Annotated in this window: 24 protein-coding genes and 1 pseudogene; 4 read left to right on the top strand and 21 right to left on the bottom strand. The window is 51.2% G+C overall.

The genetic code is table 11. The features are described 5' to 3' along the window. Positions 1 to 199: 199 nt before the first annotated feature. The 19 genes from ACA064_RS17770 to ACA064_RS17680 all read right to left on the bottom strand — a co-directional run bounded on the left by ACA064_RS17770 (position 200) and on the right by ACA064_RS17680 (position 22,992). Positions 200 to 562 (bottom strand): VanZ family protein, encoded by a 363-nt coding sequence (locus ACA064_RS17770; protein WP_497669300.1) that lies wholly within the window; start codon positions 560 to 562, stop codon positions 200 to 202. Further along, on the bottom strand, positions 559 to 2,640 hold the full coding sequence (locus tag ACA064_RS17765) for a YjbH domain-containing protein (protein ID WP_497669299.1): 2,082 nt from the start codon (positions 2,638 to 2,640) through the stop codon (positions 559 to 561). The genes ACA064_RS17770 and ACA064_RS17765 overlap by 4 nt, the downstream gene beginning before the upstream one ends. Continuing rightward, entirely contained in the window at positions 2,637 to 3,404 is a 768-nt protein-coding gene (locus ACA064_RS17760) for a capsule biosynthesis GfcC family protein (protein WP_497669298.1), read from the bottom strand. The genes ACA064_RS17765 and ACA064_RS17760 overlap by 4 nt, the downstream gene beginning before the upstream one ends. Next, positions 3,401 to 3,994: a YjbF family lipoprotein gene (locus tag ACA064_RS17755; protein ID WP_497669297.1), complete on the bottom strand. Its 594-nt coding sequence runs from the start codon at positions 3,992 to 3,994 to the stop codon at positions 3,401 to 3,403. The genes ACA064_RS17760 and ACA064_RS17755 overlap by 4 nt, the downstream gene beginning before the upstream one ends. Before the next feature lie 79 nt (positions 3,995 to 4,073). Continuing rightward, a complete protein-coding gene (locus tag ACA064_RS17750; protein WP_497669296.1) occupies positions 4,074 to 5,186 on the bottom strand; it encodes a polysaccharide biosynthesis/export family protein in 1,113 nt (370 codons plus the stop codon). A gap of 87 nt (positions 5,187 to 5,273) precedes the next feature. Next, on the bottom strand, positions 5,274 to 5,582 hold the full coding sequence (locus tag ACA064_RS17745; protein ID WP_497669295.1) for a hypothetical protein: 309 nt from the start codon (positions 5,580 to 5,582) through the stop codon (positions 5,274 to 5,276). Between the two features lie 306 nt (positions 5,583 to 5,888). Beyond that, a complete protein-coding gene (gene galE, locus ACA064_RS17740) occupies positions 5,889 to 6,911 on the bottom strand; it encodes a UDP-glucose 4-epimerase GalE (protein ID WP_497669294.1) in 1,023 nt (340 codons plus the stop codon). Between the two features lie 82 nt (positions 6,912 to 6,993). Beyond that, positions 6,994 to 7,683, bottom strand: a complete 690-nt coding sequence (locus ACA064_RS17735; RefSeq protein WP_497669293.1) for a WecB/TagA/CpsF family glycosyltransferase — start codon at positions 7,681 to 7,683, stop codon at positions 6,994 to 6,996. 31 nt (positions 7,684 to 7,714) lie between these two features. Next, positions 7,715 to 8,896, bottom strand: a complete 1,182-nt coding sequence (locus ACA064_RS17730) for a hypothetical protein (RefSeq protein ID WP_497669292.1) — start codon at positions 8,894 to 8,896, stop codon at positions 7,715 to 7,717. A 36-nt stretch (positions 8,897 to 8,932) separates the two neighbouring features. Further along, the gene (locus ACA064_RS17725; RefSeq protein WP_497669291.1) at positions 8,933 to 11,110 is read right to left on the bottom strand and encodes a bi-domain-containing oxidoreductase; all 2,178 of its coding nucleotides are present in this window, start codon (positions 11,108 to 11,110) and stop codon (positions 8,933 to 8,935) included. Further along, complete coding sequence (locus tag ACA064_RS17720; RefSeq protein ID WP_497669290.1) at positions 11,107 to 12,426, bottom strand: phenylacetate--CoA ligase family protein; 1,320 nt, start codon at positions 12,424 to 12,426, stop codon at positions 11,107 to 11,109. The genes ACA064_RS17725 and ACA064_RS17720 overlap by 4 nt, the downstream gene beginning before the upstream one ends. 4 nt (positions 12,427 to 12,430) lie before the next feature. Further along, positions 12,431 to 13,543 carry a glycosyltransferase family 4 protein gene (locus ACA064_RS17715; protein ID WP_497669289.1) on the bottom strand — a complete coding sequence of 371 codons (1,113 nt, stop codon included), beginning with the start codon at positions 13,541 to 13,543 and terminating at the stop codon, positions 12,431 to 12,433. A 183-nt stretch (positions 13,544 to 13,726) separates the two neighbouring features. After that, the gene (locus tag ACA064_RS17710; RefSeq protein WP_497669288.1) at positions 13,727 to 14,902 is read right to left on the bottom strand and encodes a hypothetical protein; all 1,176 of its coding nucleotides are present in this window, start codon (positions 14,900 to 14,902) and stop codon (positions 13,727 to 13,729) included. A gap of 129 nt (positions 14,903 to 15,031) precedes the next feature. Then, the gene (locus ACA064_RS17705) at positions 15,032 to 16,036 is read right to left on the bottom strand and encodes a glycosyltransferase family 4 protein (protein WP_497669287.1); all 1,005 of its coding nucleotides are present in this window, start codon (positions 16,034 to 16,036) and stop codon (positions 15,032 to 15,034) included. Further along, positions 16,036 to 17,340 carry a lipopolysaccharide biosynthesis protein gene (locus ACA064_RS17700; RefSeq protein ID WP_497669286.1) on the bottom strand — a complete coding sequence of 435 codons (1,305 nt, stop codon included), beginning with the start codon at positions 17,338 to 17,340 and terminating at the stop codon, positions 16,036 to 16,038. Before ACA064_RS17700 ends, ACA064_RS17705 begins: the two co-directional genes overlap by 1 nt. A gap of 140 nt (positions 17,341 to 17,480) precedes the next feature. Further along, positions 17,481 to 18,758 (bottom strand): UDP-N-acetyl-D-mannosamine dehydrogenase, encoded by a 1,278-nt coding sequence (gene wecC, locus ACA064_RS17695; protein WP_497669285.1) that lies wholly within the window; start codon positions 18,756 to 18,758, stop codon positions 17,481 to 17,483. 75 nt (positions 18,759 to 18,833) lie between these two features. Next, positions 18,834 to 19,961 (bottom strand): non-hydrolyzing UDP-N-acetylglucosamine 2-epimerase, encoded by a 1,128-nt coding sequence (gene wecB / locus ACA064_RS17690; protein WP_497674270.1) that lies wholly within the window; start codon positions 19,959 to 19,961, stop codon positions 18,834 to 18,836. A gap of 318 nt (positions 19,962 to 20,279) precedes the next feature. Continuing rightward, entirely contained in the window at positions 20,280 to 22,511 is a 2,232-nt protein-coding gene (locus ACA064_RS17685; protein ID WP_497669284.1) for a polysaccharide biosynthesis tyrosine autokinase, read from the bottom strand. A 40-nt stretch (positions 22,512 to 22,551) separates the two neighbouring features. Beyond that, positions 22,552 to 22,992, bottom strand: a complete 441-nt coding sequence (locus ACA064_RS17680) for a low molecular weight protein-tyrosine-phosphatase (protein ID WP_497669283.1) — start codon at positions 22,990 to 22,992, stop codon at positions 22,552 to 22,554. A gap of 489 nt (positions 22,993 to 23,481) precedes the next feature. On the opposite strand from ACA064_RS17680, the gene ACA064_RS17675 reads away from it, so the two are divergent. From ACA064_RS17675 to ACA064_RS17665, 3 genes are read left to right on the top strand one after another with little or no spacing between them, the layout of a single operon-like run. Further along, positions 23,482 to 24,090, top strand: coding sequence for a hypothetical protein (locus ACA064_RS17675; protein WP_497669282.1), 609 nt, complete (start codon positions 23,482 to 23,484; stop codon positions 24,088 to 24,090). Between the two features lie 16 nt (positions 24,091 to 24,106). Further along, positions 24,107 to 24,613 carry a transcription/translation regulatory transformer protein RfaH gene (gene rfaH, locus ACA064_RS17670; RefSeq protein WP_497669281.1) on the top strand — a complete coding sequence of 169 codons (507 nt, stop codon included), beginning with the start codon at positions 24,107 to 24,109 and terminating at the stop codon, positions 24,611 to 24,613. Positions 24,614 to 24,668: 55 nt separating this feature from the next. Continuing rightward, positions 24,669 to 25,016 (top strand): hypothetical protein, encoded by a 348-nt coding sequence (locus tag ACA064_RS17665; protein ID WP_497669280.1) that lies wholly within the window; start codon positions 24,669 to 24,671, stop codon positions 25,014 to 25,016. A 431-nt stretch (positions 25,017 to 25,447) separates the two neighbouring features. On the opposite strand, the pseudogene ACA064_RS17660 reads toward ACA064_RS17665, so the two are convergent. Further along, a pseudogene (locus ACA064_RS17660) lies at positions 25,448 to 25,755 on the bottom strand (helix-turn-helix domain-containing protein); the annotation flags it as partial. Beyond that, positions 25,752 to 25,913, bottom strand: a complete 162-nt coding sequence (locus tag ACA064_RS17655) for a hypothetical protein (protein WP_497669279.1) — start codon at positions 25,911 to 25,913, stop codon at positions 25,752 to 25,754. The gene ACA064_RS17655 and the pseudogene ACA064_RS17660, both read right to left, overlap by 4 nt. A 182-nt stretch (positions 25,914 to 26,095) precedes the next feature. On the opposite strand from ACA064_RS17655, the gene ACA064_RS17650 reads away from it, so the two are divergent. Next, positions 26,096 to 26,266: a hypothetical protein gene (locus ACA064_RS17650; RefSeq protein WP_497669278.1), complete on the top strand. Its 171-nt coding sequence runs from the start codon at positions 26,096 to 26,098 to the stop codon at positions 26,264 to 26,266. Positions 26,267 to 26,270: the final 4 nt, after the last annotated feature.

Here is a 26,270-nt window from a genome sequence, read left to right as displayed (position 1 = left end):
TCGTTAATTTCGTTGATTATACGTTTCAGCATCTGAACTTTATAAGAAAAATCTGCAAATTTCTACAAGCGTACGTTTGTTTCGCTCAGCCAGGGCGGCATTCAAGGTGGCGCTGACATGTCGCGAGGCCACCATTGCCCCTCGAATTTGCGGTTTAACGCTACAAACGTGCAGCTAACAAGCGGGATCTTCGCTCCGATTACTCCCGCGTCCAGCGCCACGCAAGCATCAAACCAATCAATACCCCGACGCCATTGGCCAAGGCGTCATAAGCCGATGCCGTGCGCAGCGGCAGCAATTCTTGCGCATATTCAATCAGGATCCCCGTCAGCAGACAACCCAAGACGATCCATCGCAGCTTGACCCGCAGGAAAGCCAGCCGGCAACTGAATGACAAAGCGAGAAAACCAAGCAAATGATGCAGCTTGTCTTCCTGGGCAAAGGCTTCGGGAATCGGCTGCGCACGCAATCCGGCATTCAGCAGTATCCCGCTGATACCGATGAAAAACAGTACGCGTACCCAGAAGGGCAGTTGTATGACACGCTGGAATAACAGACTCATTCGGTGATTTTCTCGAAGTTTCTATAGAACGCATCGCTGTTGCGGCCATCGGTCATGGTGTGCAGCGAATACTGGCGGTTAAGGCGCGCACCACCATCGCGGGTCAGCGGAGCCCAGACCAAACTGGCGCGGCGCATCGTCGAAACACTCATCAACTCGTCGAACGGGATGGAGATATAGATCCCTTTATCAAAGCTACCTTCGCCATATTCTTCTTTCGAGGCCGTAGTACGGGTGACCCAGCCACCGAACTTCACGCCGTTACTGAACTCATGGGACAGATCGATCGTGGTCCCCCAATCGCGGGCCAGATAACGTCCGACACTGACCGCTGCCTGCAACTCGAAGGGTAGTTCAGTATAGGTGGTGATGTGGCCCGTCAAAGTCTTGTACCCGCGCAGGCCAAAACCCTGGTCAAAGTCACGCTGCTGTACATAGTTCAAATCAGCACCCACGGCCCAGCGCTCGCCCATGGGGCGGTACAACAACTCACCGCCGACCCCGGCGAACATCGATTCCAGATAACCGCCATACACCATGCCATACAGGTCCTGGTCCAGCTGCCGGGCATGGTTGAGCTGAAAGGCCGGCATCGTCACGTCAGAGGTGATGATGTACTTGCGCAAATCACTGCGCACCCGGGGCATGTTGCTCGGCGCGTCGTAGGTAAAGTCGTCGAAGTTGTTCAGTAGATTGACGCTCAGGCCACCGCTGGTCCAGGTGCTGCGGGTGAAGCGGTATTCGGCCTCCACATCGGCGCTGAACTGGTACAGCACAAAACCGTCAGGGCCACCAATGTTTTGCTTGTAACCCAAACCGAAACCATAGGTAAACGGCTCCAGCGCCTGGGTGTACAGAGTGTTTTCCCGGTGTGGCGTGGCCCGGTTCAGCTCGGTGGTGCGGTGCAGGTCGGTCAGGTCTTGTTGGTTGTTTACCACGGCACGGAAGGTTTCCCTAGGTACGCTGACTTCTTCCACCGGCATGTCATAACGCTTGTTGACCAGGGTGAACCAGTCGATCTCGTCATTCGCGCTGTTGTCCAGAATCCGGCTGGCCCGGCCTACGCCCTTGGCCGAATAGAAATAACGCGACTGCTCGCCATACACCAGCAGCTCGGAATCGCGCTGAGTAATGCGTTCGACCTTATAACCGGCATTGCTTTCCAGGCGTTTGGAAACCCTGGCCCAGTCGACCTCGCTGAGCGGCATGCTCGGCGCCTGTGCCGGGAGCGCTTCGGCAGGGGCGTCGTAGCGTTTGACTGGTGCCTTGCGGCTGACAAAATTGGTATGCAGCGTGATGCCAAACAACGCGGTATTGCCGCGCTCCCAACCGGCCGTCAAATCGATAGAGTCGCTGAGCTTGTAGACCGCGCCGATGTTTATCGGTGAGTCCTGCTCTTGGTTGTTACCTTGAGGTTCATGCTGGTAGTCGTTGCCGTCAAATTCGAGTTTCAGGCTCAAGGGCGACCAGGGCGTTTGATAAGTCACGCCGCCAAACAACGAAGGCGAGCCGCGGAAATACGCGCTGGTGTTGACGTCGCCCGCAGTCGTGCTTTGCGGGCGTGTATCAAAGCGCTCATCGATGTACCCCAATGGATTGTCGAAATCCCCGCGGTTACCGATATAGCCCCAGGCAATCCCCAGGCTGAAATCCAGATTGTTGTAACGCTTGTTCGCTACAAAATATTCGCTGGAAAAAAAGCCGGTACCACCGATATCGCGAAAACCGAGCGCGACCTCGGGCAGCCAATGGCTTTCTTGCCAGAGGCGCGCTTTGGCATCGACCGCCTTGTCTTTATAGCTCTGGTCGCCACTGAGTGACTCTGGTCCGTATTTACGGTTGCTGATGGATGTATAACGAAAAGACCCTTCGAGCCACTCAAGGGGCTGCAATGAAAGGCTATAGCGAGAATAAGGGTCGGTGCGGTTGGCGTTCAGGCTCAATTCACCGGCCGGGGCCATTCGCGCGGTAGGGGTTTGCAACAACCCCACGCCACCGAAATCATTCTGGGTAAAACGCGGCTCGCCATGAGCCAGACTGTAGGGCAGCAACACTACGGCGGCAAAACGTAACTTCAAGGGGCCACCTCGGCCAGCGGTTGGGTGGCGAGAAACCGGGCCAGTTGCTCGTTCAAATCGGGAGTGGGCAGATCGGGATCATCGTTGCGTACCGGCACCAGGATCCTGCTGCCCGCGACGGCAAACACCCCATCCTCGCGGTTCCAGCCGGCGATGCCGACTCGCTTTACCTGGCCATCGGGATTTATCAACCACAGGTAATCAGCCTCTGCGTCGGTCACTGGCAGACAGCTTTCGAGATATTCACGGGCCTGCAGCGGGGCGCTATAGGGCAGTGTGCAGGACTGTTCCACTGCGCCCACTACAGTGACCGTGGTCGGGCGGGGCGGGTAAACCAGTTGGTCGCCATCGCTGAGCAGGTAGTTGCGAACAAAGCCAACCTCCAGCGCCACCGGGTCGAGTGCCGCGAATCTACGGCCAGTGACAGGCAATCGACTGACCTCTTCAAACAGCCGTCCAGAGAGGGCCGCAAGGTCGCTTTGCTCTTTGAGCAAGGCGCCCCGTTGCAGCATCTTCAGATCGAACAGCACGCCGGCTTTCAGGCGATTCTGCTGCTCCAACAACGGCTGGTGCAGCCAGGCGGCGGCCAGCCAATAACTTTCGGCGTTCGGCCGGGCCTGGCTGACCACATCCAGCAAGCGAGCACCCGGCACGAATGGGATGGATCCGTCGTTTAGTACATCACCCGTCACCGTGACAGCGGCCTGACTCAGTGCAGAACTGGCCAGCAACAGACAAGCCGACAGCGTTTTCGAATACCTCACCGGGCCGTCTCCCAGTCAGGACGCAAATGCACAATCTTCAAGAAAAGCTCCGGCGTCAGATGTTGTTCGCTCTGCAGGATCAAGCCGTCGTCCGGGCGGACCCAGAAACGGTTGGTGGCGTGAAATCCCAGCTCGGGGATGTCGATGCGTTCGTCTATGCGCTGCAGCGCATAATCCTGATCCAGAATGGTCACGGTCTCGATGTCTTGGCGACTGAACTGACTGTTGACCGCCAGTCCGATCCGCTGACCCTGATAGAGATCGATCCAGCGGGTGCTGCGGTAACCGTCGGGCAGTAGCTGCAAGCCGCGCTTGAACGGCGACTCGCCGTCGAAGACTGTGCCGTCCAGATTGATACCCAGCCCGACGCTGCGCACCGCCAAACCGTTGCGCATCAACAACACCTGCTTGCCGGAGGCGACCCAAAACTCCAGGTCGCCCTGCTGGCGAAGCCTGGCCATTACCCCTTCGCTGGCGTCGGTGGTGACCTTGATCTGCGCATAGGGCACTGCTTGCACCTGCGCCGGAGTCAGCTGCAGTGGCTCGACGCCCCGCGCAGTGGCTTTAAAGGTATCGAGGGAGGCCTGCATCAAGGGACTGCAGCCAGACAAGAGTAAAGCCAGCGCCAGGCATGAGCGGTTACGAAAAATTTTCAAAACGGCTCAAACCTTATCGGCTGCTGGCTTCACTGAGATTGTTTTGCGCCGCTGCTCCGGTACCCAGAATGCTCGCCGAAGGTACCAGCTGGCTGATCAAGCGGTTCCAGCGAGTCACCCCTGCCGGGCCGACGTAGACAATATCCTGGGGCTGCAAATCGAAGCGGCTGGCGAGGGCAAAAGCGGTGGGTGATTTGGCGTCCAGCTGAAAGACTTTGGCTGGCTCAGTTTCAAGGTTATCGGCGCCCCGAATCACATACAGCGCATTGCCATTGGAGGTGGTCTGGTTCATCCCGCCGACCGATCCGATCACATCCGCCAGATTCATCAGGCTGGTTTTGAACGTGAGCGCCCGTGGCTGGGTGACCTCGCCCATGACATAAATCTTTTTCCGGTCGTTGTAGGGCAGGTACAACTGATCGCCGTCTTTCAAATAGACGTTATGCAACTGCGAACCTTTGCTGTTGAGCGAATCCAGGTCCAGGTGATATTCACGTCCATCGCGGTTCAACGTCAGGCCGGACAGGTCCGCATTAAATGGGTCGACAGTGGCGGCACCGACAGCTTCGATCACACTGAGCGGTGAAGTGGTGATGGGCTGTTGACCGGCTTTCACGACAGCACCGGAAAGGATGATCTTCTGACTGGCGAAGCGCAGAACGCTCAAATCCACCTGAGGGCTGTCGATGAATTGCGCGAGGCGCTCGGCGATAAACCCGCGCAGCTCCTCGATGGTTTTACCCGCGGCTTGAATATTGCCGACATAAGGGTAAAACATAGTGCCATCCGGGCGTACCAGGCGACCGTTGGCATCAATTTGCTGTTGTGGTCCAGATGGGGCCGTCAACTCCGGGTGATCCCACACGGTGATGTACAGCACATCATTGGCACCAATCCGATAGGCCCCCGGCTTGAACCCCAATAACTCGGCCGGCACTGAAGCTTGCACTTTTGTCGCCGCGTTCTGGGCAATCAGTTTGGGCGTTATCGGAATCAACTCGACCCGACTGCTTTCCGGTGAGCCATCACGGCCGATCTCACTGGTATCCAGGTATTGACCGGGCGCGAACATACAACCTTGCAGGGCAACGCCTGCAAGCACAGCGAGCGACAAACTACGAATCATGATGGGGGACACTTGTGGAGGGAACACAACAAAACCAACCCCCCGGATTGCTCCGGGTGGTTGAGGGCGATCGACCTGACGGTGGGCTTAGCGGGTACCGGTGGTCCCGCTAGTGCCAGTGGTGCCACCGCCATTGTTGTTGTCACCGCCGCCCCCTTTACTGGCTGACAGCGCAGCGGCCCCAGCGGCAACAGCGACGCCAATACCGACGGCAGTCGCTGTGGCTACGCCGCCAAGCACACCTGTCGACGCGGCCAAAGAAGTACCTGTTGCAGACCCTGCCGGTGCGGCTGAAGCAGAAGATGGCGCAGAAGGCGCAGAAGAAGCAGGAGGCTCAGCGGCCAGGGCAGAGGCACTCAAGGCAAGCATTAGCGCGGAAACAAATAATTTGCTCATGGGAAATTCCTTTTGATTACATCGTCTGTATTGGCGTTGATACTTGAGCGCGTAAGTGCAAGGTTACGAACTTCGAGCATTCGTTATGCTTGAAGCATCGTGATGGCGTCGGGCGCGACCAACGTGACACTCGAGTGATTTCTTACCGGCATTCATTTTTGCAATATCACCTTTAGAATACCTGCGCAGGGCACCTGAAGTTGCTGACGTTTTCTAACATGCCCGCTGACCCGGCTCTGGTTATGGGGATGTGGTGCACAACTGATGACTTGCCTGATCTTTCACCATGGCAGAGTTCTATAGAAATTATCGGCCATAACCCTGTGGATTGCCTGCCTGCCAGCGCCAGGTATCGGCCATCATTTCCGGCAAGTCACGCTGGGCCTTCCAGTCCAGCTCATGGGCGGCTTTTTCCGGGTCTGCCCAGCACTCGGCAATATCCCCGGGGCGACGCTCAACCACTTGATAAGGTACTGCTCGACCACAGGCCTGCTCGAATGCCTGAATCATTTCCAGCACGCTGTAGCCAATACCGGTGCCCAGGTTCCAGATGTTCACACCGGTCTTTTGCGCAATAGCCCGTAGCGCACTCAAATGCCCATCAGCCAGATCCTGCACATGGATGTAGTCGCGCACCCCGGTCCCATCCTGCGTCGGGTAATCGGCACCGAACACCGATAGCTGCTTGAGTTTGCCGATGGCTACCTGGCTGACATAAGGCAGGAGATTGTTCGGCAGGCCATTAGGGTCCTCACCAATCATTCCGCTTTGGTGGGCGCCTACCGGATTAAAGTAGCGGAGCAGGGCAATGCTCCACCGCGGCTCCGATTTCGCCAGATCCTGCAACAGTTCCTCGACCATCAGCTTGGAGCGACCATAGGGATTGGTGGGCACGCCAGTAGGGAAATTCTCCCTGATTGGCATCTGCGTCGGCTCGCCATACACCGTGGCGGAAGAGCTGAACACCAGATTGAAAACTCCGGCGTGGGCCATCGCTTGGCACAGGGTGATACTGCCTGCGACATTGTTCTCATAATAGTCGAGCGGTTCGCGGACACTTTCCCCCACAGATTTCAAACCGGCGAAATGTAATACCGCGCTGATTTCATGGGAAGCGAACAGCTCATCCAGCAACGCACGATCGCGAATGTCCCCCTGAATAAATTCGGGCACTTTGTCACACAGAATCCCCACTCGGCGAAGCGACTCCACCGAACTATTACAGAGGTTATCCAACACTATTACGTTGTATCCCGCTTCGAGCAAAGCGAGTGTGGTGTGCGAACCGATGTAACCGGCACCGCCCGTCACCAGAATTTTTCCGGTCAAAGGAATGAGTCCTTTCAAATGAAGACTAAGAGAGGGAAAACTGAATCTGAACTTACGCGCGCCAAGAGCGCCGAGAGGACAACTAGGACCGCTTGAATTTTTCTTTGATGAGCAACCAGGCAAACTTGCTGTTCGTGGTCAAGTAACGCTTCCACATTCTGCCGGGCTCCTGGATGACACGGTAAAGCCATTCCAGCCCGTACTTCTGCATCCATTGCGGTGCGCGTTTTACCTTCCCAGCGACCACATCGAAGGTTCCTCCCACCCCCATGACGAAGGTGACACCCAACCGATCGCGCCAGCGGTTGATAAAGTTTTCTTTCATGGGCGAGGTAATGGCGACGAATAACAGTTGCGCACCTGAGGCGCGAACTTTCTCGACCAGTGCGGCTTCGTCGTCCCAAAAATACCCATGGTGATAACCGGCGACTTTCAGCCCGGGGTAAAGCGCCTTGACTTTACTGGCGGCGCTGGACACGACTTCGTCCCTGGCGCCCAACAAAAACACCGAAAATTGATTGGCCGCACTCATCTTCAGCAACTCATGAAACAGATCGACACCCGCGACCCGCTCAGGCACCGAGTGGCCGAGAAAGCGAGCCCCCAATACCACGCCCATACCGTCGATATTAATGATGTCGCACGAGCGAACGGATTCGCTCAGCTGAGGGTCGTCTCGCATGTTTACCAGCTTGGCGACATTCACTACCACATGCTGGGTGAAGTGGTCGGCAGTTATTGCGCTGCGAATGGTTTCGACGGTTTTATCCATGGACGCGACATCCATGGGGCAACCTAAAACTTCAATTCTTCGCATGATTAATCTCGGCACGGTATCGGTTGTAGAAAGCCAGCGAGTAATACGCCCAGGCCTGGGTCCAGCGGGTGTAGTTGATACGGTTGGTTAGCCAGCGGGTCTGCTGGTAAACGAATTGGCCTTTGTCAGGCAGATACAACAAGTGGATGGCGCGCCGAACCACCTTGTCGCACAACTGCAAGTCCTCGGCAGTGCCACCGACTTTGAGCAGCGTGAACACGGCTTGAGCAAAACTGTGCATGTCGATCGGGTACAAGCCGTTGTTGTAGTAACGGGCCGTGCCGTGTTCGGTGAAAAAGGTCTCCACGTAATAGGCATAACCCTTGCGAATGCAGTCATCGAACTCGCTGTCTGCCGTGGCCTCGCGCAGCAGGCACAGCGCTTCCAGGTTGTAGCCAGTATGGAAACCGTCGATAAACTGATGGTGGTGGCGGGCGCCATAGACCCAGGAGCCATCAACGGCTTGTTCCTGTATCGATTGACGGGCAGCCCGCAGCGCTTGAGCAACAAGCTCTTCGTCACCGAGCTGTTTTCCGGCAAAGGCACACCAGGCCGCGCCCCACAGGCTGGCGTTATGCACAAAAGCCTGTTCGCCGGGAATGTACGCATAAAAGCAGCGACCTCCCGCTTCGGTATACAGCTCTGTCGAGATAAAGCGTGCGGCGTCCAGGGCTATATCAATCAAGGACTGGTCTGCCATGACCGTCCCCAACTCGTGCAGCGCCCGAGCCACATAACAGGTAGTGATGATATTTGGCTTGCCCGCGGGAACGTAGAAAGCGCGGGCTTGCCAATCGAAGTGATAACCCCAGCAGCTGTGGGACCACTGTTGTGGATCGCTACGCTGAGTCAACAGCCACGCAGCCAGCTCGCGTGCCTGCTGCAGATAGTCGGCCGTACCGGTGCGGCGGTAGTCCTGCAGCAAACCAGAGATGAATAAGCCGACACCTTTCGGATTGCGCTTTTTCGGTACCCGCAGCAACGGGCGCAAATTGATCGGTGAGCGTTTACCGAGCTGCAGCCATGCCAGGCGCACCCATTCATTGCGATAGAGGGGGGTGGCTTGCAGCAGAGTGCTATTGAGTGAGTCGAAGGGGTCGTAGCCGGCGAAGTGGTCGGCTCGAATAGAGTGGAGAAGCTTTGAGTTCAGAGCAATCAGGTCATCCATATCGACTACAGGGACATTGCTGTCCCTTGATCCATGTTAATCAGCGGTCAGAACGGCGGTATCCACAGCCAGCAGCACGCCCAGCGCGAGGGATTCCACCGCCATCACCGTCGCGAGACTGGTTGCCATCAGGCAGTTGTAATCGACACAGGGATTGCCGGTTTTCAGACCTTCAAGCCACGCAGCGATCATGCTTTTCTGGCCCTTGTCCTGAACGCCCAGTTTGAGGTTCTTAACATTGCTATCGCCACTGAACAGGGTGACTTCTTTGAAGTCGTTGATCTGTGCGCTATAGCCGCCACCGAAGACTTCGACATATTCCTTTGCCATTGCCTTGGAACCGTCTGCGGTGTAGGTGATGTTGGCGATGCTGCCATTATCAAAAGTCAGAGACAGGCAGAGATTGTCATTCAGCAAGGCAGATTTTTCCGCCTTGCTGGTGCCCACCGCATACACGGTTTTTACGTTGCTCCCGACCAGCGCCGACGCCAGATCAATGAAGTGGCAACCTTCGCCAATCATGCGTCCACCGCCCACTTGAGGGTCCTGAATCCAATGATTGGTCGGAATGGCACCCGCGTTGATGCGGATGTTGACCACTAACGGGCTTTTTACCGACGCGAAGTGCTCGATCACGCGTTGGGTGGCCGGTGCGAAGCGGCGATTGAATCCGACCATCACCTGGCTTTTACCCGAGCGACCATAAGCCGAGTGGATTTCGCTGAGTTGCTCCACCGACAAGGCCAGTGGTTTTTCTACATACACATGTTTGCCGGCATCCAGAGCATCGCGTACCGCCGCCCCGTGAGTGTCGTGGCGGGTGGTGACAACGATGGCATCCGTATCGCCCTGCAGCAACTCGGCATAACTGCCCGCACAGAAGGCAAAGCCGAATTGTTTGGCAACGCCTTGTGCTGATCGTCCACTGGCAGTGACCAGCCCGCTAAATGCCACCTGATTGCTCGACTGCAGGGGTGGCAACAGGCTGGCAGTGGCGTAATTGCCTGCGCCGTAGAAGGAGAGTTTTACCTTTTCGCCGTTGACAGTTTCAGGCTTGACGCTGATCCGGGACGACTCGTTCAACTTGAGCGCTACGGGATTGTATTGCAGCAGAATGCCCAGATAGGGCTCGGTCTTGTTGCCTTCGATCAACTGGTAGGCATGGGCCGCTTCATCCACTGAAAAGCGGTGAGTGATGAGCCCCTTGATATCCAGCCTGCCCTGAGAAACCAGCGTCAGGAAGGTTTCCATATTGCGCTGCTCGGTAAAGCGCACGTAGCCATAGGGGTAGTCGTTTCCGCTCTCTTCATAGAAAGGGTCATAACGCCCAGGGCCATAGGAACGGGAAATAACGACGCTGATTTCCTTCTTGAAATAGTCCTCGCGCGGAATATCCATACGTACTGCACCCACCACCACCACCCGGCCTTTTTCACGGGTAACGGCACCACACATTTCAATAACCGCATTGCTGGAAGTGCCTGCGCAAACAAGCACGCCGTCCACTCCGTGTCCGGCTGTGAGCGCATGACAAATACCCGCCACATCCCCACCAGGAGGAACGGCTACGGCGCCATAACTTTCGGCCCGCGCCACTAGTGCCGAATCGAGGTCGGTGCCAATCACGTTGCAGCCATTGGCCTTGAGTAGCTGCACGGCGATCTGCCCTAGCAAGCCCAAGCCCACTACCAGGAAGGTTTCACCCAGTAGAGGCTCCGCCAAACGCACGCCTTGCAGGGCAATCGAACCCACGGTAGTGAATGCCGCTTCTTCGTCAGAGACGTTATCAGGAATCTTCACCACCAGATTCTTGGGAACGGCCACAAACTCGGCATGGTTCGCGTAATCCGCACCACCGCAGGCTACGCGATCACCTGGCTGAATGCCTTCGACTAACCCACCGGCCGCAACCACCGTCCCTGCGCAGCTATAGCCAAGCGGGGAAGGGGAGTCGAGGCGCGAATTGACCGTCTGCAGGGTTTTCTTCAGCCCTTCGGTACGGATCTTGCCGATCACTTGTTTCACCAAGTCCGGGCGAGCCTTTGCTTTTTGAAGCAGGCTTTTCTTACCCATATCGATTTTGGTTTTTTCAGTGCCCGCGCTGATAACCGAAGTACTATTGCGCACTAACACGAACTTGTCCGTAAGCGCCGGAACTGGAACTTCGTTGATTTCGACAACGCCCGTGCGTAGGGTTTGGGTGACTTGTTTCATTCTGGCCTCAATAACAGTTGAACTTTCCCTCGCGGGGTTCGAATAGGGGAATCAATTTGTGAGAATCTAACCTCAAAAAACGCGTTGGCGAAGTCAAACAGTTCCGCCCAATTGGTGCGGGTTTCTTTAGAAGAAATTAGGATTTCAATCTTGCCGGGAGATAACTGCCTGACCTGAACATGTTCGCTATGGTCGAAAGCCTTGTGGTGGCGACCAAAAATAAGACCTGTGAGCGAAATACTCCTCCCCTTAAGATCTATGACACTTTCGCTGTTACGACCCTCCTTAATTCGAAAGCTTTCCAATAAACCATCTCTAAAAGTCGGGTCGATCAAATCTCCGGTGTCGTAGCGAATCAGGGGCGTCGCGAAATTATGTGTCGAGGTGGCGATTAATCGATGTGAGTCGCCCTCAGGCACGGCTTCGGCAAAACCATAACTATGGAAGGGGTAGTAGACACCGGAACCAGGTTCTCGCTCAGGTGCGAGTACTGCCATTTCAGAGTGACCATACCAGGATATTGATTTAAGACCGCAATGTTGCTCGATATAATTACGGTACTGAGGGGCGGGGTACTCGGATCCGAGAAACACCCCTTGAACCTTGCTGAGCAGAATCTCGAATAGTAATGAGTCAACACTCTCAAGCTCGCGAAGAAAACTGAAAACCGAACTTGGATAACCATGGATCCACTTAATGTTTCGTTTTGTAATTAACTTTTGGCAAGCAGCAAGATTTTCTTGTAATGGTGCATAAGCATTAATCAAGAACTCGTTCTGATTAAAGTTATACTTGTAATAATGATTCCCGATATTTTTACCACGGATGGTGATTTTTTCATCGGTATAGCGATACCCCAGCGTTTCCCATATGGAATGCATATGTGCCCATTCTCTGGCATAGGCTGCTTTTTCCAAGTAGAAATTCAGTGGCTGGCCAGTCGTACCGCCCGTATTGCTTTCTTTTAAAGCAAGACTGGGAATGCTGCGGTCAGTCAATGAGAATTTTTGTAGGTTTGCTTTTGTAACTATTGGGACTAACGCTATATCTTCGATGGTTTTGAATCGCTTAGGCTCGAATCGCATTTCTTCATAGAAATTTTGATAAAACATTACGTTAAGTTGAGCATGTGAAAGTATTTTTTTAATGTTTGTGTAATGTTCTTTTTTTTGAGTATCAACCGTAGTTAAGACTTTTGAGTTTTTACTAAAGAAATTATATGCGCCTCCTAGCCTGAGGTTCATTGGAATTTTCCCTAGGGTTCGCCCAATAGGGTAAGGGATATGGTCTGCAAATTTCTTCAAATTTTCTATCATGGTATTATGATCGCTCTAATATTTGCTCTAAAGTTAAAGCGAGTTTTTTCTCAAAAATATCCTGAGTATATGTTGACAAGAATTTTTCACGGCCGGATTGAGCGCATGCTTCGGAGTATTCTTTGTTTGTTATGTGTTTAATCATGGCATCAGCCAAGGCTGCTGGTGAAGCATCAGAAAGTATCTCGCCCGTTACCCCGTGATCAATAATTTCAGCTATGGCTCCTTCGTTGGTAGAAATAACAGTCAAGCCAGCGGCCATAGCCTCAAGAATTGATAATGGAAAACATTCATTTTTAAATCGGGTAGGTAAAGTGAAAACGTGTGCCGAGCACAGTTCCTGTATTTTGTCTTTTCCATAACGAGGCCCCAGTAGCTTTATGTTCTGGTGCGTCCCTTGTATTATAAGTTCCTCCAGTTCACGAAAATAAACTTCGTCATTGTGTTTGCCAACTATTTTCACCTGGAAATAATTCTGATATTTCGTATCAATTAATTGAGTGGCGCGAATAACAATATCGGCCCCTTTGGAGCGAATAAGATTTGAAAGATAAACAAAGGTGAAAATGGGGTCTTTCTGTATTGTTGCTGTAAACTCGATCGAGTCTATGCCGTTAGCGATTGCTGTGACCGTTCTAGAGTGATCTCGTACTTTTGCTATATCCATAAACAAACTTTCAGCAAGATGAATTATATCGACTTCTTTAAATACCCATCGATAAAGCTTTTGCTTGAAAAATGATTTTTTAATTTCATTTCCGATTCCCTTGCCGTGTAGGTGATACACAAGTTTCCCGCCGAGGACCTTTATGATAACCGCTATAAGCCCGTCTTTGTAGAAAGCTAAGCCATGTGGGCTGAGGGTAAGGTAAACGAGATCAGGCTTAAATTTTAGATAGAAATAAACTGAGCGAAAAAATATTGCAAAGAAAGAAAGCACCTTCCTACAGCTAAACTGGCCAATATCCGCAAGGTCTTTCGCTGGTGAAATATTTACATAATGCGTTTTGAATTTTGTATTGATGAGGTTGCTGTCCTGGATGCTTTTATTTACAACGGATGCTCCATGAACTGGGGGGGGTAATTGCATAAGGAAAAGGATTTTTGATATGGCCATATACACCGCGAGCAATGGAATGTTATATATTGATAGTTAAAGTTTGTGTCATTTCGGTGTTGAATAGCCTCGCCTGAACTGTTTTTATCTTGTCAGGTCTTCATCTGGGTCTACGGTGTTATTAATCTGTCCTCATCAGATTTGTATCTGCTTTACTAGTTGTGATGCGTGTTTTATAAGTTTTCACGAGTCGGTTGAGGTTTCGTAATGACGATGTTTTACAGTTTGTGGTGGCCGATTTCCACTATTTCTTTGAGCGGTTTCGGTCTTTGGAATAAAGAGCATAACCACCATAAGTATAATAACAGGGGAGTGTACGGAGATAGAGTTGTAGGACGATACCATTACAAATGTGCTGCTTAACAGAATTATGTGGGGTTTCCAGATTTTGTAATGCTTTAAGTTTGCAATTACTAACAAGAAAGAAGCCGCCAATCCAATTACGCCAAGCTCAATAACTAGAGCGACCCATGGTATTTCTATCGCGTTATAGAAACCTATTTCTCCAGCATAGGCGCCTGAGGCTCCAATTCCATGCCCCAGTAAGTTTTCTCGAATAATTCCGGGGATATATTCAAATAATGCCGTTCTGACTACATTTGAACCTTCGCCATTCATAAATCTGCTTAGGATTTGATCAAATAAACCTACGATATAGCCAACTAAAGTCGCGAAGCTCATTACACCCAGACCGATAGCATCTCGCGCGGATAATCGAAGTCCAACGTGTTTAAATAACAATATTAAAATCGTTATAGCAATGCCGGCTCTACTTCCTGCGCTCAGTACTCCTAAAGTTAGGATGCAGGTATAGATCCAGTACCTTTTGTTGGCTCGTTCTAACGAGGCTAGACCCATTATATATATTGTTGCTCCTATAAGTGGGTGTCCGATTGTAGATGTACTTCGGTGAAACGAACTATTCCACTGTGTTGAAATCCATTCCATTTGAGAGAAGACAGAGTTGAGGAGTATGTTTTTTTGTAATAAAAACTCTACAATCCCGTAAATTGCTGCGATGGAAACTAGGCCTATCAGTTTTTTGCTGGAACTGGCTCTTATGCGATGACTTTCATTGGTTACAATGTATAGGGCCATTGCAGGAGCAATATAGTTGTCAAAGATGGTTCCTAGGCCTACATATCCATTCCTGAATATGGTTAAGCAAAGTATGGCTAATATATATGCTATGGTCATTCCGTAAGTCAAAGTTATAAGCGGTTTTTTTCCGAAGGAAATTCTTGCAGATAGATAGATAACAAAAACAAAAAAAGTATAAAGGGCAAATGGAGATACTTTGGATATGAAGTATCCTGGAAATGAGGTTGTGAGGAACTCAAGAGGGAAAAATAAAATCATAATCCCCATCCCAACGATAAATCGATTACCTACATTCTTGAGGAGTGTCCATATGGCGAGAGCAAATGAAAAGATAAGTGAAACTAACCCTAATAACATATGGCTTACTCAGTTGAAAATTACAAGGTGCTATTCGGATTGTTCTAGTGATTTTTGATAATGTATAGATACGTCGCCCCAAGTGGGGATGCATGATCTAATTGAGGGGTCGAACATGTCTTTGGAGTCTATAGCCTTTAATAGGGCTGCATATAAGCATGTTGGAGTTTGCTCGTCGTACTTAAATACTGTTGCATCCTCGCCTATTAAGTCCAGAACTCCGGCCTTTTTATAAGACACCACCTTGCATCCCCTCGAATATGCTTCCAGTATCGCTATCCCGTAAGTTTCATATAGTGACGTGGATAAAATTATGTCGCAGTCATTATATTTTTCGATTATTTCCGAGTGGGCCAGTGTTGGGTAGTAATAAACTGCGATGTTTTGTTGTACTATAATGTCGTCAGTTTCACTGATCCCTATAAGATGAATTTTTATTTTCTTACCCTTGAACTCAAACGGATGTTGAAGAAACTCTCGCATGAGTGCGTAACCTTTTTCTAGACGTTTGCCTCCGACATAAATTATATCGATTGTTAGCTTTTTCGTCCGATCAGGAACGGCTAAGTGCTTGACAGATTCCACTACACCATTAGGGATCACTATTGATTTTTCCCTTTGATGATAATGATTTAAGTTCGAATAAAAAAAATCTCTCATGAACATAGTTGATACAAATACGATGCTACTACTTTGCTGTAATAAGAAATTCTGAAGATGTTGCAATAGCTTCTTTTTTATTGGGCTTGTTACTTCTTTCCCCATTTCGCCGTGAAGAACGAAAAATATTTTTTTCCCTGTTTTTTTATAGATAATTATTTGGGCGAAATAAATAATAGGCAAGAGATTTGCACTGTTTATTATTACGGAGTCATACTTTTTAAATGATTTTAATAAGTGGTTCTTGAAGTTTAATTTTGAGATGTAAGTTATATGGGTGCTGCTACTTTCGAGTTTGTTAGTGAGGTTTTCTGAGAATACAGACGGCCCGTTGTTTTGATTTATGTCTGGTCCGAGAAATAAAATATTTTTCATTATTTATACCCTGTTTTACTATGTTCGACTTCTTTTGCTAGCGATTGAGGCTGATGAAGGTTTTTAGGCATATCCCGGATGGCTCTTGAAATTATGAAAAGCTTTGCGGCAACTAATGTGCCGCTCTGTAATATAAAGGCGAATATTACGGCGTCAATTGAATAGTGGGCAGCAAGGAGATAGATAGTTGTCAAATAGACAGTATTTGAAGCTATAAGAATATAAGCAGTTTGTCTCATTTTTCCGAGAGATACACATAGTGGATGGACCCAGATAAAGCATAGTGCTAATGATTGAACTGTGAGGTAGGTAATTAATTCGTGCTTGTATGCAGAAAGCTCATTTGAAAAGGCATATTTGTTTATTGGCGTAAAACCTACAAATATGGAAGTTACGAGAACTGCTCCACATGAAAAAATTGCGACTGATAAAATGGTTGATAGCTTAATTAGTTCTGTGATTTTCTTTTCGTATAAAAGTTTTGAATATTCAGGAAATATAACCTGATAAATTGGTGCGGCAAATTGACCGGCTACTTGGCTTAGTTTTTTGATAATGTCAAGCACGCCGGTCACTTCCAGACCTATAAGTGAAGATACTAGTAGTTTATCTAGTTGGGTGACAGGAAGGTCAAGAACGGCATGAATTGTTCCCCAATAAGAGAATTTTACAAGCTCAAAAAAGGGCGGAGTAGCGTTAATGCTGTACTCTTTTTTAGTACTCAGTGCTTTGGATTTTTTTATTACGCATAGTATGATTGTGCTCCAAAGAATCACATCAAATAAAACTGTTGCTATAAAGTAAGTCTGTATGTTGTCCGGTATGATTAAGCTCGCAGCCACTTTAAAGCTTGCAGATAATACTTGTATATATGCGATCGCTGAAAAATTCCTGTTTACTCGTAAGTATCCTAGTGTGGTTCCATTGTTGACTACTAGTGAACCAAGCAGGATGGCTAAGGTCACATTTATATATTCGGTAGCCCATGTGTTATATAGTGCTATAGGCGTGAAGATAAGTGCGAATATGGTGAGTGAGGCAAGAATCCCTATAAGTTCTATTTTTAAAGATGTCTTTGTAAGCGTTGTTATGTTTGTGTTTGGGGCAAATTTTACGATTGTTTGCCAAGTTACCGGTTTACTTGCGGTTGTCCAAATAAAGTAGCAGGACTGGAAAATCACAAAAAGTCCATAATTTTCTAGCCCTGTTTTTGATATTAGTATCCCCGCAATGAGAAAGTTAGAAATTGATGTAGATAGATTTCCGCTTAGTACCGCAAATGCACGTTTTAGAAATTGTATCAAAGTTATCCTTGAGTTCTGGTTTGACTTGGTTTTTTCAATTTTGGTTAAGGGTTATTTTGCGTCTTGCTGGTTTTGGATTTTTGTTTCGAACTCAGCATGGCTAGTTTTTTATTTTTTCGATTGTTTGAGTTGTTTGGTTTTTACTTATTAGGAAGAGTCCAAATTCCGCGGCTGTCGATTATTTTTTTATCCATTAAGTTTTCTCTTTCAATCATGTTGAATTCCTTGTGATCTACTAGTAGTACAATTACATCCGCTTCAGGTAGTGCTCTTTCTATGCTCAATAGTTCGAGTTTTCTTTGTAGGCTGATTGGAAGCGCTTCAATATTTGGATCTACCGCTACGATTCGACCTGGATGAGTAATAGCAATTTCATGAGTAATCGCAACCGCAGGACTTTCACGCAAATCATCAATGTCCGGTTTAAACGCCAACCCAAAACATGCAATGGTTACGTCCCGTGCTGTCTTATACGGGTTGGCTTGCAAGAATTCGGCTACCGCCAGTTTGACCTTGTCGATCACCCATTGTGGCTTGCTGTCGTTCACTTCGCGGGCGGTACGAATCAGTCTTGCCTGTTCCGGCGTTTTACTGACGATAAACCAGGGATCAACTGCAATGCAGTGTCCGCCGACGCCTGGGCCGGGTTGCAAGATATTAACCCTTGGGTGGCGGTTGGCGAGGCGAATCAGTTCCCAGACGTTGATATCCAGCTTGTCGCAAATCATCGACAGCTCGTTGGCAAAGGCGATGTTGACGTCGCGAAAGCTGTTTTCGGTTAGTTTGCACATTTCCGCAGTGCGGGCATTGGTGACGATGCATTCGCCCTGGACGAAGATCTTGTAAAGGCTGATGGCTAATTCGGAGCACTTTGGAGTCATGCCACCGATAACGCGGTCGTTCTGTACCAGTTCACGCAGCACATGGCCTGGCAGTACGCGTTCTGGGCAGTGAGCAATGCGGATGTCGGAGCTTTCGCCATGGGTTTGCGGAAAACTCAGGTCTGGACGAGCTGCGGCGAGCCAGACGGCCATCTGTTCGGTGGCACCGACCGGGGAGGTGGATTCAAGAATGACCAGGTCGCCTTTCTTCAACACCGGAGCAATGCTTTTACTGGCGGATTCAATGTAGCTCAGGTCCGGTTCATAATCGCCCTTGAACGGCGTGGGCACGGCAATCAGAAAAGCATCGGCGGGTTCCGGCTGGGTGGTGGCGCGTAAGTAGCCTTCAGTCACGGCCGCATGCACAACCATGTCCAGGTCTGGTTCAACGATATGAATCTGCCCGCGGTTGATGATATCGACGGCGTTTTGATTAACGTCGACGCCGATCACTTGTTTTTTACGCGAAGCGAAGACAGCCGCGGTGGGCAATCCGATATAGCCGAGACCAATGACGGAGATGGTTGCGAAAGGCATGGAACGTCCTTGATTGATATTTGTTAAATGTGTTTTAAAGCGAGGTAACAGCCGAGCAAAGCAACGGCTGCTGAGTTAAGCAGTGTGATGATCGAGCAGCGCTTCAAGAATGCGCTGGCAGGCGTGACCGTCGCCGTAAGGGTTATGGGCGTAGCTCATGGTGCGGTAGGCGACCGTATCGGTCAGTAGACGATTCAACTCGCGGACGATATCGGCGGTTTTGGTGCCGATCAGTTTCACCGTGCCTGCGGCAACGGCCTCTGGCCGTTCTGTTGTATCGCGCATCACCAGCACTGGCTTGCCCAGTGACGGAGCTTCCTCCTGGATGCCTCCGGAATCGGTCAAGATGATATGCGCACGGCTCATCATGTGGACGAAAGGCAGATAGTCCAGGGGCTCGATCAGGTAGATGTTGCCAATGCCGGTCAGTAGTCGATTGACCGGCTCGCGCACATTGGGATTGAGGTGCACGGGATAGACGATATCAACCTCTGGATGTTGCTGGGCAACCTCCATCAACGCCTGACAGATGCGTTCGAAGCCGTCACCGAAACTTTCCCGACGGTGGCCGGTAACCAGGATCAATTTTCGCGCTGGGTCCAGAAAGGCTGCCGGTGCAGAGGCTTGGGCAAGCAGTTCCCTATCCTGATCGAGGCGTTTGACGACATCCAGCAGGGCGTCAATCACCGTGTTGCCAGTGACCACGATATTCTCTGGAAGGATGCCCTCGCGCAGCAGGTTGGCCCGCGAGGTTTCGGTCGGAGCGAAGTTCAGCTTGGCTAACGCACCCGTGAGTTTACGATTGCCTTCTTCCGGCCACGGAGAGTAAAGGTTGCCTGTACGTAAGCCGGCTTCCACATGCGCGACCGGAATCTGCTGGTAATAGGCTGCGAGGCTGGTGGCAAAGGTAGTGGCGGTATCTCCGTGAACCAACACAATGTCGGGTTTGAAATCTGCCAGGACTTTTTTTAGCCCCTGCAAGATTGCGCTGGTCACATCGGTCAGGTCCTGGCCGGGTTTCATGATGTTCAGGTCGAAATCAGGTTCTATGGCAAACAAGCTCAACACTTGATCGAGCATTTCACGGTGCTGGCCGGTGACACAGACTTTCGCCTCAAAGCGTTCATCGGCCTCCAGCGCCAGCGCCAGTGGAGCCATTTTAATGGCTTCAGGACGAGTACCAAAAATGCACAGGGTCTTCATAGAACGGTCCATTAGTATGTTCGTAAGCGAGGATTTGGGGATGTTTGACTTGAGGGATAAGCCACCTGAGATATAGGTCGCTCAAAAGGCTGTGTAATGGCATCAGCAAGAAGTTGGTTGCTCTGGGAGTGCGCGAACCAACATGCTGATTAATTAACTCGGGGTATTGATCAGGCATGCTACCGCCCCAGGATTACATGCTAGTCCCTGAAAGCGGCTTGATTTATTGAGAGGTCTGAATCTTATGTTGCAGATGCAGTAAATGAGCGCGCTTATAGCCTCAGGCACGCTCGGCTATCATTAAAAACAGTGCCGTAATTAAACGCTGTCCGACTTGTATTCGTAGTTGTAATAACCATAAGCGCCATAGCCATATTTGGCGGACGCGCGTTTTTCCACGCCGTTGAAGATGGCGCCTTTGAGTTCAATGCCATTTTGTGCAAAGCGACGCATGGTTAATTCAATTTCACGGGCCGGGTTTAGATCGAATCGGGTCACGATCAAGCTGGTGCCGGACTGGCGACCGACAATGGCGGCATCGGTCACGGCCAGGAACGGCGGCGTATCGAGAATAACCAGGTCGTACAGGGCACTGACTTGTTCCAGGAATGCACTGAAGTTGCTGTGCATCAGCAGTTCTGACGGATTAGGTGGTATCTGGCCGCGACCGACAACATCGAGGTTTTCGATGTCTGTTTTGTGAATGGCGGTGGTGAGGTCGCAGCGTTTGGCCAGAAGGTCAGACAGCCCGTTTTCAACCGGGATTCCCAACACTTTATGCAGATAGCCTTTGCGCATATCCACATCGACCAGCAGCACGCGCTGGCCGGTTTGCGCGACGACCGCCGCGAGGTTGGCCGAGACGAAGGTTTTACCGACCTTAGGGCTTGGGCCGGAAATCATCAGGCGGTTATTCTCAGCCTCAAGCATGGCGAAATGCAGGCTGGTGCGCAGGCTGCGCAGTCCTTCAATGGCCAGGTCAGTGGGATGACTGGCAGCCAGCAACGGCGCTGCTTTGTTCGCCCGGCCGCGACCGCCGGCGATTTTGTCTTCTTCAACTTTCTGCAGCGAGCTGAATGGAATGGCGGCATACACCGGTAAACCGAGTTTTTCGATTTCATCCGGATTTTCCACGCCGCGGTTAAGGGCTTTGCGGAACAGTACCAATGCCACAGCCAGGAAAGCTCCTAGCAGGGTAGCAATAAGTACGATCAGGGCTTTTTTCGGTTTGACCGGATTGCGCAGGTCCACATCCGCGGTGTCGATTAGGCGCACGTTGCCCACGGTACCAGCACGCATGACGTCCAGTTCCTGGGCTTTGTTCAGGAGCTGGGTATAAATTTCGGTGCTTACTTTTAAATCGCGGGTGAGGCTTAGCAGCTCCTGCTGGGTTGAGGGAAGGCCCTCAACTTTCTTGGCTAGGCCATTCTGCTTGCCGGTCAACTCGCCTAACTGGCTCAGCAAGGCCCGATAGGCTGGATGCTGACGGGTGAATTTGCGATCCATTTCAGCTTGCTGCAGTTTCAGTACCGAGATATTGGTATCGAGGGCCACGATCTGGTCGAGAATGGCCTTGGCTTCCAGGCTGATATCAATGGATTTGCTACGAATCTGAAACTGATTCAGGGCAGTTTCAGCTTTTTCCAGATCTTTACGGACCTGAGGCAGTTGATCGTTTAGAAACTCAAGGCTTTTAGCGGCTTCGGCCGAGGTCCGCTCAATGTTTTGCCGCACATAGAGCCTGGCGATTTCATTGAGGATCTGAATGGCTTTTTCGGGGATGGTGCTTTCCAGCGCCAACCCAATCATGCCGGACTCTTTACCGCGTTCTGCTACATCCAGTACTTTCTGATAATTCAAGATACTGGTCAGGCGCCGGACACGGACAATGCTGAAGGTCGTACCAGGGTTGGCCTGCAGAGTTTCAACCTGCAACTTGATGCCGTCCTGGTCATAGGCTTGGCCCACTTGGCTTTTGACTAAAAGGTTGTCGTCTTCATCGAGCAGGGTAAAGCTGCCAGCTTCACCGCTGACCAAGGTCAGTTCCTTGCCCAGCAGCTCTTGTGGCAGCTCGAGTTCGGAGACCGTCAGTATTTCGCCACCCCAAGCGAAACTGTTCATGCCAAACCAGGGACTGGCGACAGTGTTCTCCGGATCTCCTTTAAACCGACGGGCGATGAAATCGCCGATCAGGGGAAAGCGATTCGGCTCGACTTCTAGGTCTAGTTTCAGATTGTCGACAGCGGTGCCGATGTTGATGCGCGACTTGATCAGTTCGATTTCTGTGGCTGACGGGGATTCCTTGCCCAGCATGCTGCTCACATCGGAGAAACCCAGCATGTCGTTTTTCTTGGCTTCGACCTGGATCAAGGCTGTTGCCTGGTACACAGGGGTGGCCAACACTGCATAGGCAACCCCGGCGGCCATAAAGACCACGGTAATCCCGGCAATCAACCATTTATGATCGAGCAGCGTGCCGACTAGCCCCATCAGGTCAATTTCATCATCATCATCATTGTCATGGGGCGTTAACGCGGGTAATTGCTGCATAGGTCAGTTCTATTTTCTTCGCGGGTATTCTGGGAGTGGCTCAGCGTGCAAGACGCTTGGCCCATGCGTGTACGGCTGTTTCAATCAACGCATAAGCATGCAAAAAAGCAGGTCTGCCTTGACGGTATGGATCTTTGATTTCACGGTCGTCCTGCCACTTGCCCAGCAGGAAGATTTTCCCTCGGGCGGCAGGTGCCATGTGGAGGATCGCGTTGATGTGCTGGTGTTCCATCACCAAGATCAGATCGGATTCATTGATGGAGGCCGAGGTCAGCTGAGTGGCGCTATGCTCTTTGGTGACATGACCATGCTCTTCAAGGACACTCAGTGCAGTCGCTTCGATGGGACTGCCCTTGAGCGCGTGAAGGCCCGCGGAACTGACGACGATGTCGGACGCTTCCAGGGCTTTGCGCAACAGATTTTCTGCGGTGGGGCTTCTGCAGATATTGCCAATGCAGACAACCAGAATTTTCTTAAACAAGACAACTTCCTTTATGCCGTCAATGCTCGCCCAGATAAAACACTTGGCCACTTATCCGGGTTGATGTTGTTTGTCGATGAACAACAATTTTCCAAGGGTAATGGGCAAGTTGTTTCTTTTTCATGACATGACCGTGCTGGAATGACCGCTCTGTGACAGAGTCCCTGGTCAGACGGGGTTCAGCTTGCGAAATGACATGTGAAGTTACGATGGCGAAAAATTCTAACTGCGAATCTAGCGCAATATCAACCTTTAAATCGGAGGAAGCTTTATTCTCATGGCTTTCAAAAGATATCAATTATTAACAGCCGACAAAAAATAACATTATTGTTTTGTTGCTGACGAAAGATAACGTTTTCGATTGCTTTGGTGCTGGCAGGCGGGGACTGTGATAAATATTAGAAGCATATAGTTCAGCTGCAAGTCTGATAACGTTTTCTGGGTGCGCGAGTGCTTTCTGCTGGTTGAGCATGCTGGGTGTTTACCCGAATGCGTTGTAAAAACGCGATTTTTTTCAAGGCGCCGATCGAAGCAGTATCGGGCCTGTTTTTTTGTCTGGACGAAACCGCGATGAGCAATTCGAAGTTTGTAGGCGGTGAGTTCCAGAGTCGGCTGGATGCTGAATTGACTAACAGTACAGGGTGCCGTCCTGCTCGGATTTATGCCGACGGGCTCAAGGCCGGTGCGTTGAAGCTCGGGACGATACCTCAGGATTCCGAGTCGGGCCGTAGCGGCTTGATGACGTGGTTGCATGCCTCCGAGAGGGGACATCGTCGCGATAAAGCGCAGCCGTTATTGATGATCGAGCGCATGGGCCTGTTCCCGTCCTCAGGCGAAATCTCTCGCAAGGTTAATGATCCGGTTGCGGTGCTTGAACGTATCAAAACGCTGCATGCTGACCTGGCTCTGGAGATTGATGAAGCAGAAGGGCTGAGGCTGGTTTTAACCGATTGGCGCTGCAAATTGCGAGTCTCGCCCATGGAATCGGTGATTTCGCTGCGGGTAGAAAGTCGCGGGGATATTGCGCTGATGCAGGCGAAAACCGACGAACTGCTGGAACAGATAGACGGAAAAAGGACTGAACGTGCAGGCCTCTAATGGAGTAGTCGCTGAAATGAACATGACGGAACGTCTTCCCGCGAGGGCTTGGTATCTGGTCCAGTGCAAGGCCAGTCAAGACGAACGTGCAGAGATCAATCTGCTTAATCAGGGCTATACCTGTTTTCGTCCCACCCATAGGCGCGAGCGGGTTTTACGTGGGCGGCGAAGGGTGGTCTGCGAATCGCTGTTTCCGAGTTATTTGTTTATTCAGATCGGTTCGGATGACAGTTGGGCACCGTTGCGTTCTACCCGCGGCGTATCGCGGGTGGTCAGCTTCGGGGGCAAGCCGCTACCGGTGCGTGATGAGTTGATTGCTCAATTTCATGAGCACGATGGCGTCGCCCCGGTGGACGTGCAGTTTACCTGTGGGGAGCGGGTACGGATCAATGAAGGGCCGTTTGTCGAACTGGAAGCCATTTTCCTGGCGATGGAGGGGGAGGAGCGAGTAGTGCTGTTGATGAACTTCCTGCAACGAGAACAACGCATCAGTATGCCGTTGACGGGTGTCAGTAAACATTGAGACGCCGTTCGCGAGGCTTGTATATGGAATTACATACTGAACGGAGTGTAGTTGAGTGAGGATCATTAACGAGTTGCTGCTGAGGCGGGCGCTGGAGCAACTTAGCGAGGTCTATGAAGAACTCGCGATGACTTGCGGGAAGACTTCAGGTGGTGAGTTCGACATTAAGTTGATGTCTGCACCAAGACAGCGCGAGATCGAAAAGCGGCTCCCCGACCGGGTGCGCCGATTGAAAAGGAGTTCCAGGCGCCGGGTCACTCAGTTGCTGATAAAGGCTATGTGGGAAGCTCGACAAGATAACCGGGTCTTTCGGGTCAAGGGGCTGACGGTGCTCTTTGACAGGCTGGTTAAGGAAGATGCGGCCATGGATATCGTAAAGTATTGCGCTTCAAGAGCAAGTTGACGGTAAGCGGGCAGTGGCAGGGCTTGAAGTAGTCTCTGGGAGCAACCTTGAAAATAATAATGATGCAGTTTCTTTGTGCCCTGGGGAATTTTGCCTTGCTGTTGTGCAGGGTATTTACCGTGCTTTCATTGATGACTTTAGCTTGGTGCCTGCTGGCTTGGGAGCAGATCCCGGTGTGGCCGGTGGTACTGGCTGTGACCCTGGCGATAGGGTTCGGGGGGCCGGGGTTTTACTATGACCAGCTCATGGCAAGTTTGAAGCGACAAAGCTGCGGTAAGTGCAGGGAGCCGTTGGCGTTTAATGGTGATGCTTCGGTCGGTCGAAATTGCGGGCATCCTTAGGGTGTAATCAGAGGCTTCGGTTTAATGCCGGGCAGTTAGGACGCATTTTTGCGAGGGGTGCTGCAGGTTGTGCGCCAGGCTCAGGAACCACACCTCCATGCCTTCAAAAGCCCGATGCTCGAGAAAGGCCGCCACCGAGACCTTCAGCCCTTGGCGATCTTGCACAGCACCTTGATCGACGGCACGCTGCGCCCGGACTCGATCTGCGCCAGCATCGCCCGACTGACGCCGCACTGGCGGGCCAGGGCGTCGAGGGACAGATGGCGCTTGCCGCGCAGACGTTGCAGGTTCTGCGCGACCCGGTCGCAGATAGGGTCTTCTTCCACGTCCAGATGACTCAGGTCCAGTACGGGTTCGTCGGCGCTCGCCAGAAAGCGTGAGGGAGTCCGAACGTTCACGCGTGACGCGTCTCGGCCTGTTTGACCGCCTGAACCCATTGCAACGCCTGGTACCCGGCGTTGCGCGCATAAATTTCCCACATGGCCCGTGCCCGCTGCTGCGCCTGTTTGCGTTTGCGCAAGCGGGTGAAGTCAATAACGTTGTCAGTTGGTTTCATAAAGGACTCACTGTCGTGACCAAGGGACGGGGATGAACTGAGATTACGGGGATATTGTTTATAACAATAAACGCTGATTGTTTATTTATTAATATCTTTTTGGTCTTAGCAGTTGTCGGCTGAGCCCGCTGCCAGGTTGATAGCGCTCGGTAGGGGTCCAGGCTAACGCTGGACAAATCCTGGTGCGCGACGCAGCAAATGCTCTGGATGCCCGTCAGACCCTGCTGTTCGATTGCCAAGGCAGCCTCACCCCGGCGCCCATGCCACGCTCGGAACGCAGACCTGCGCGTGAGCGGAATAACCAACAGACACTGGAAATGCTGGCGAGCAGTCTGCCGACAAGCATCGTCTGATCAC

The organism is Pseudomonas sp. LBUM1658 (assembly GCF_059716055.1).
The sequence above is the reverse complement of the archived record's forward strand: the minus strand, read 5'-3'. Positions and strand labels throughout refer to the sequence as shown.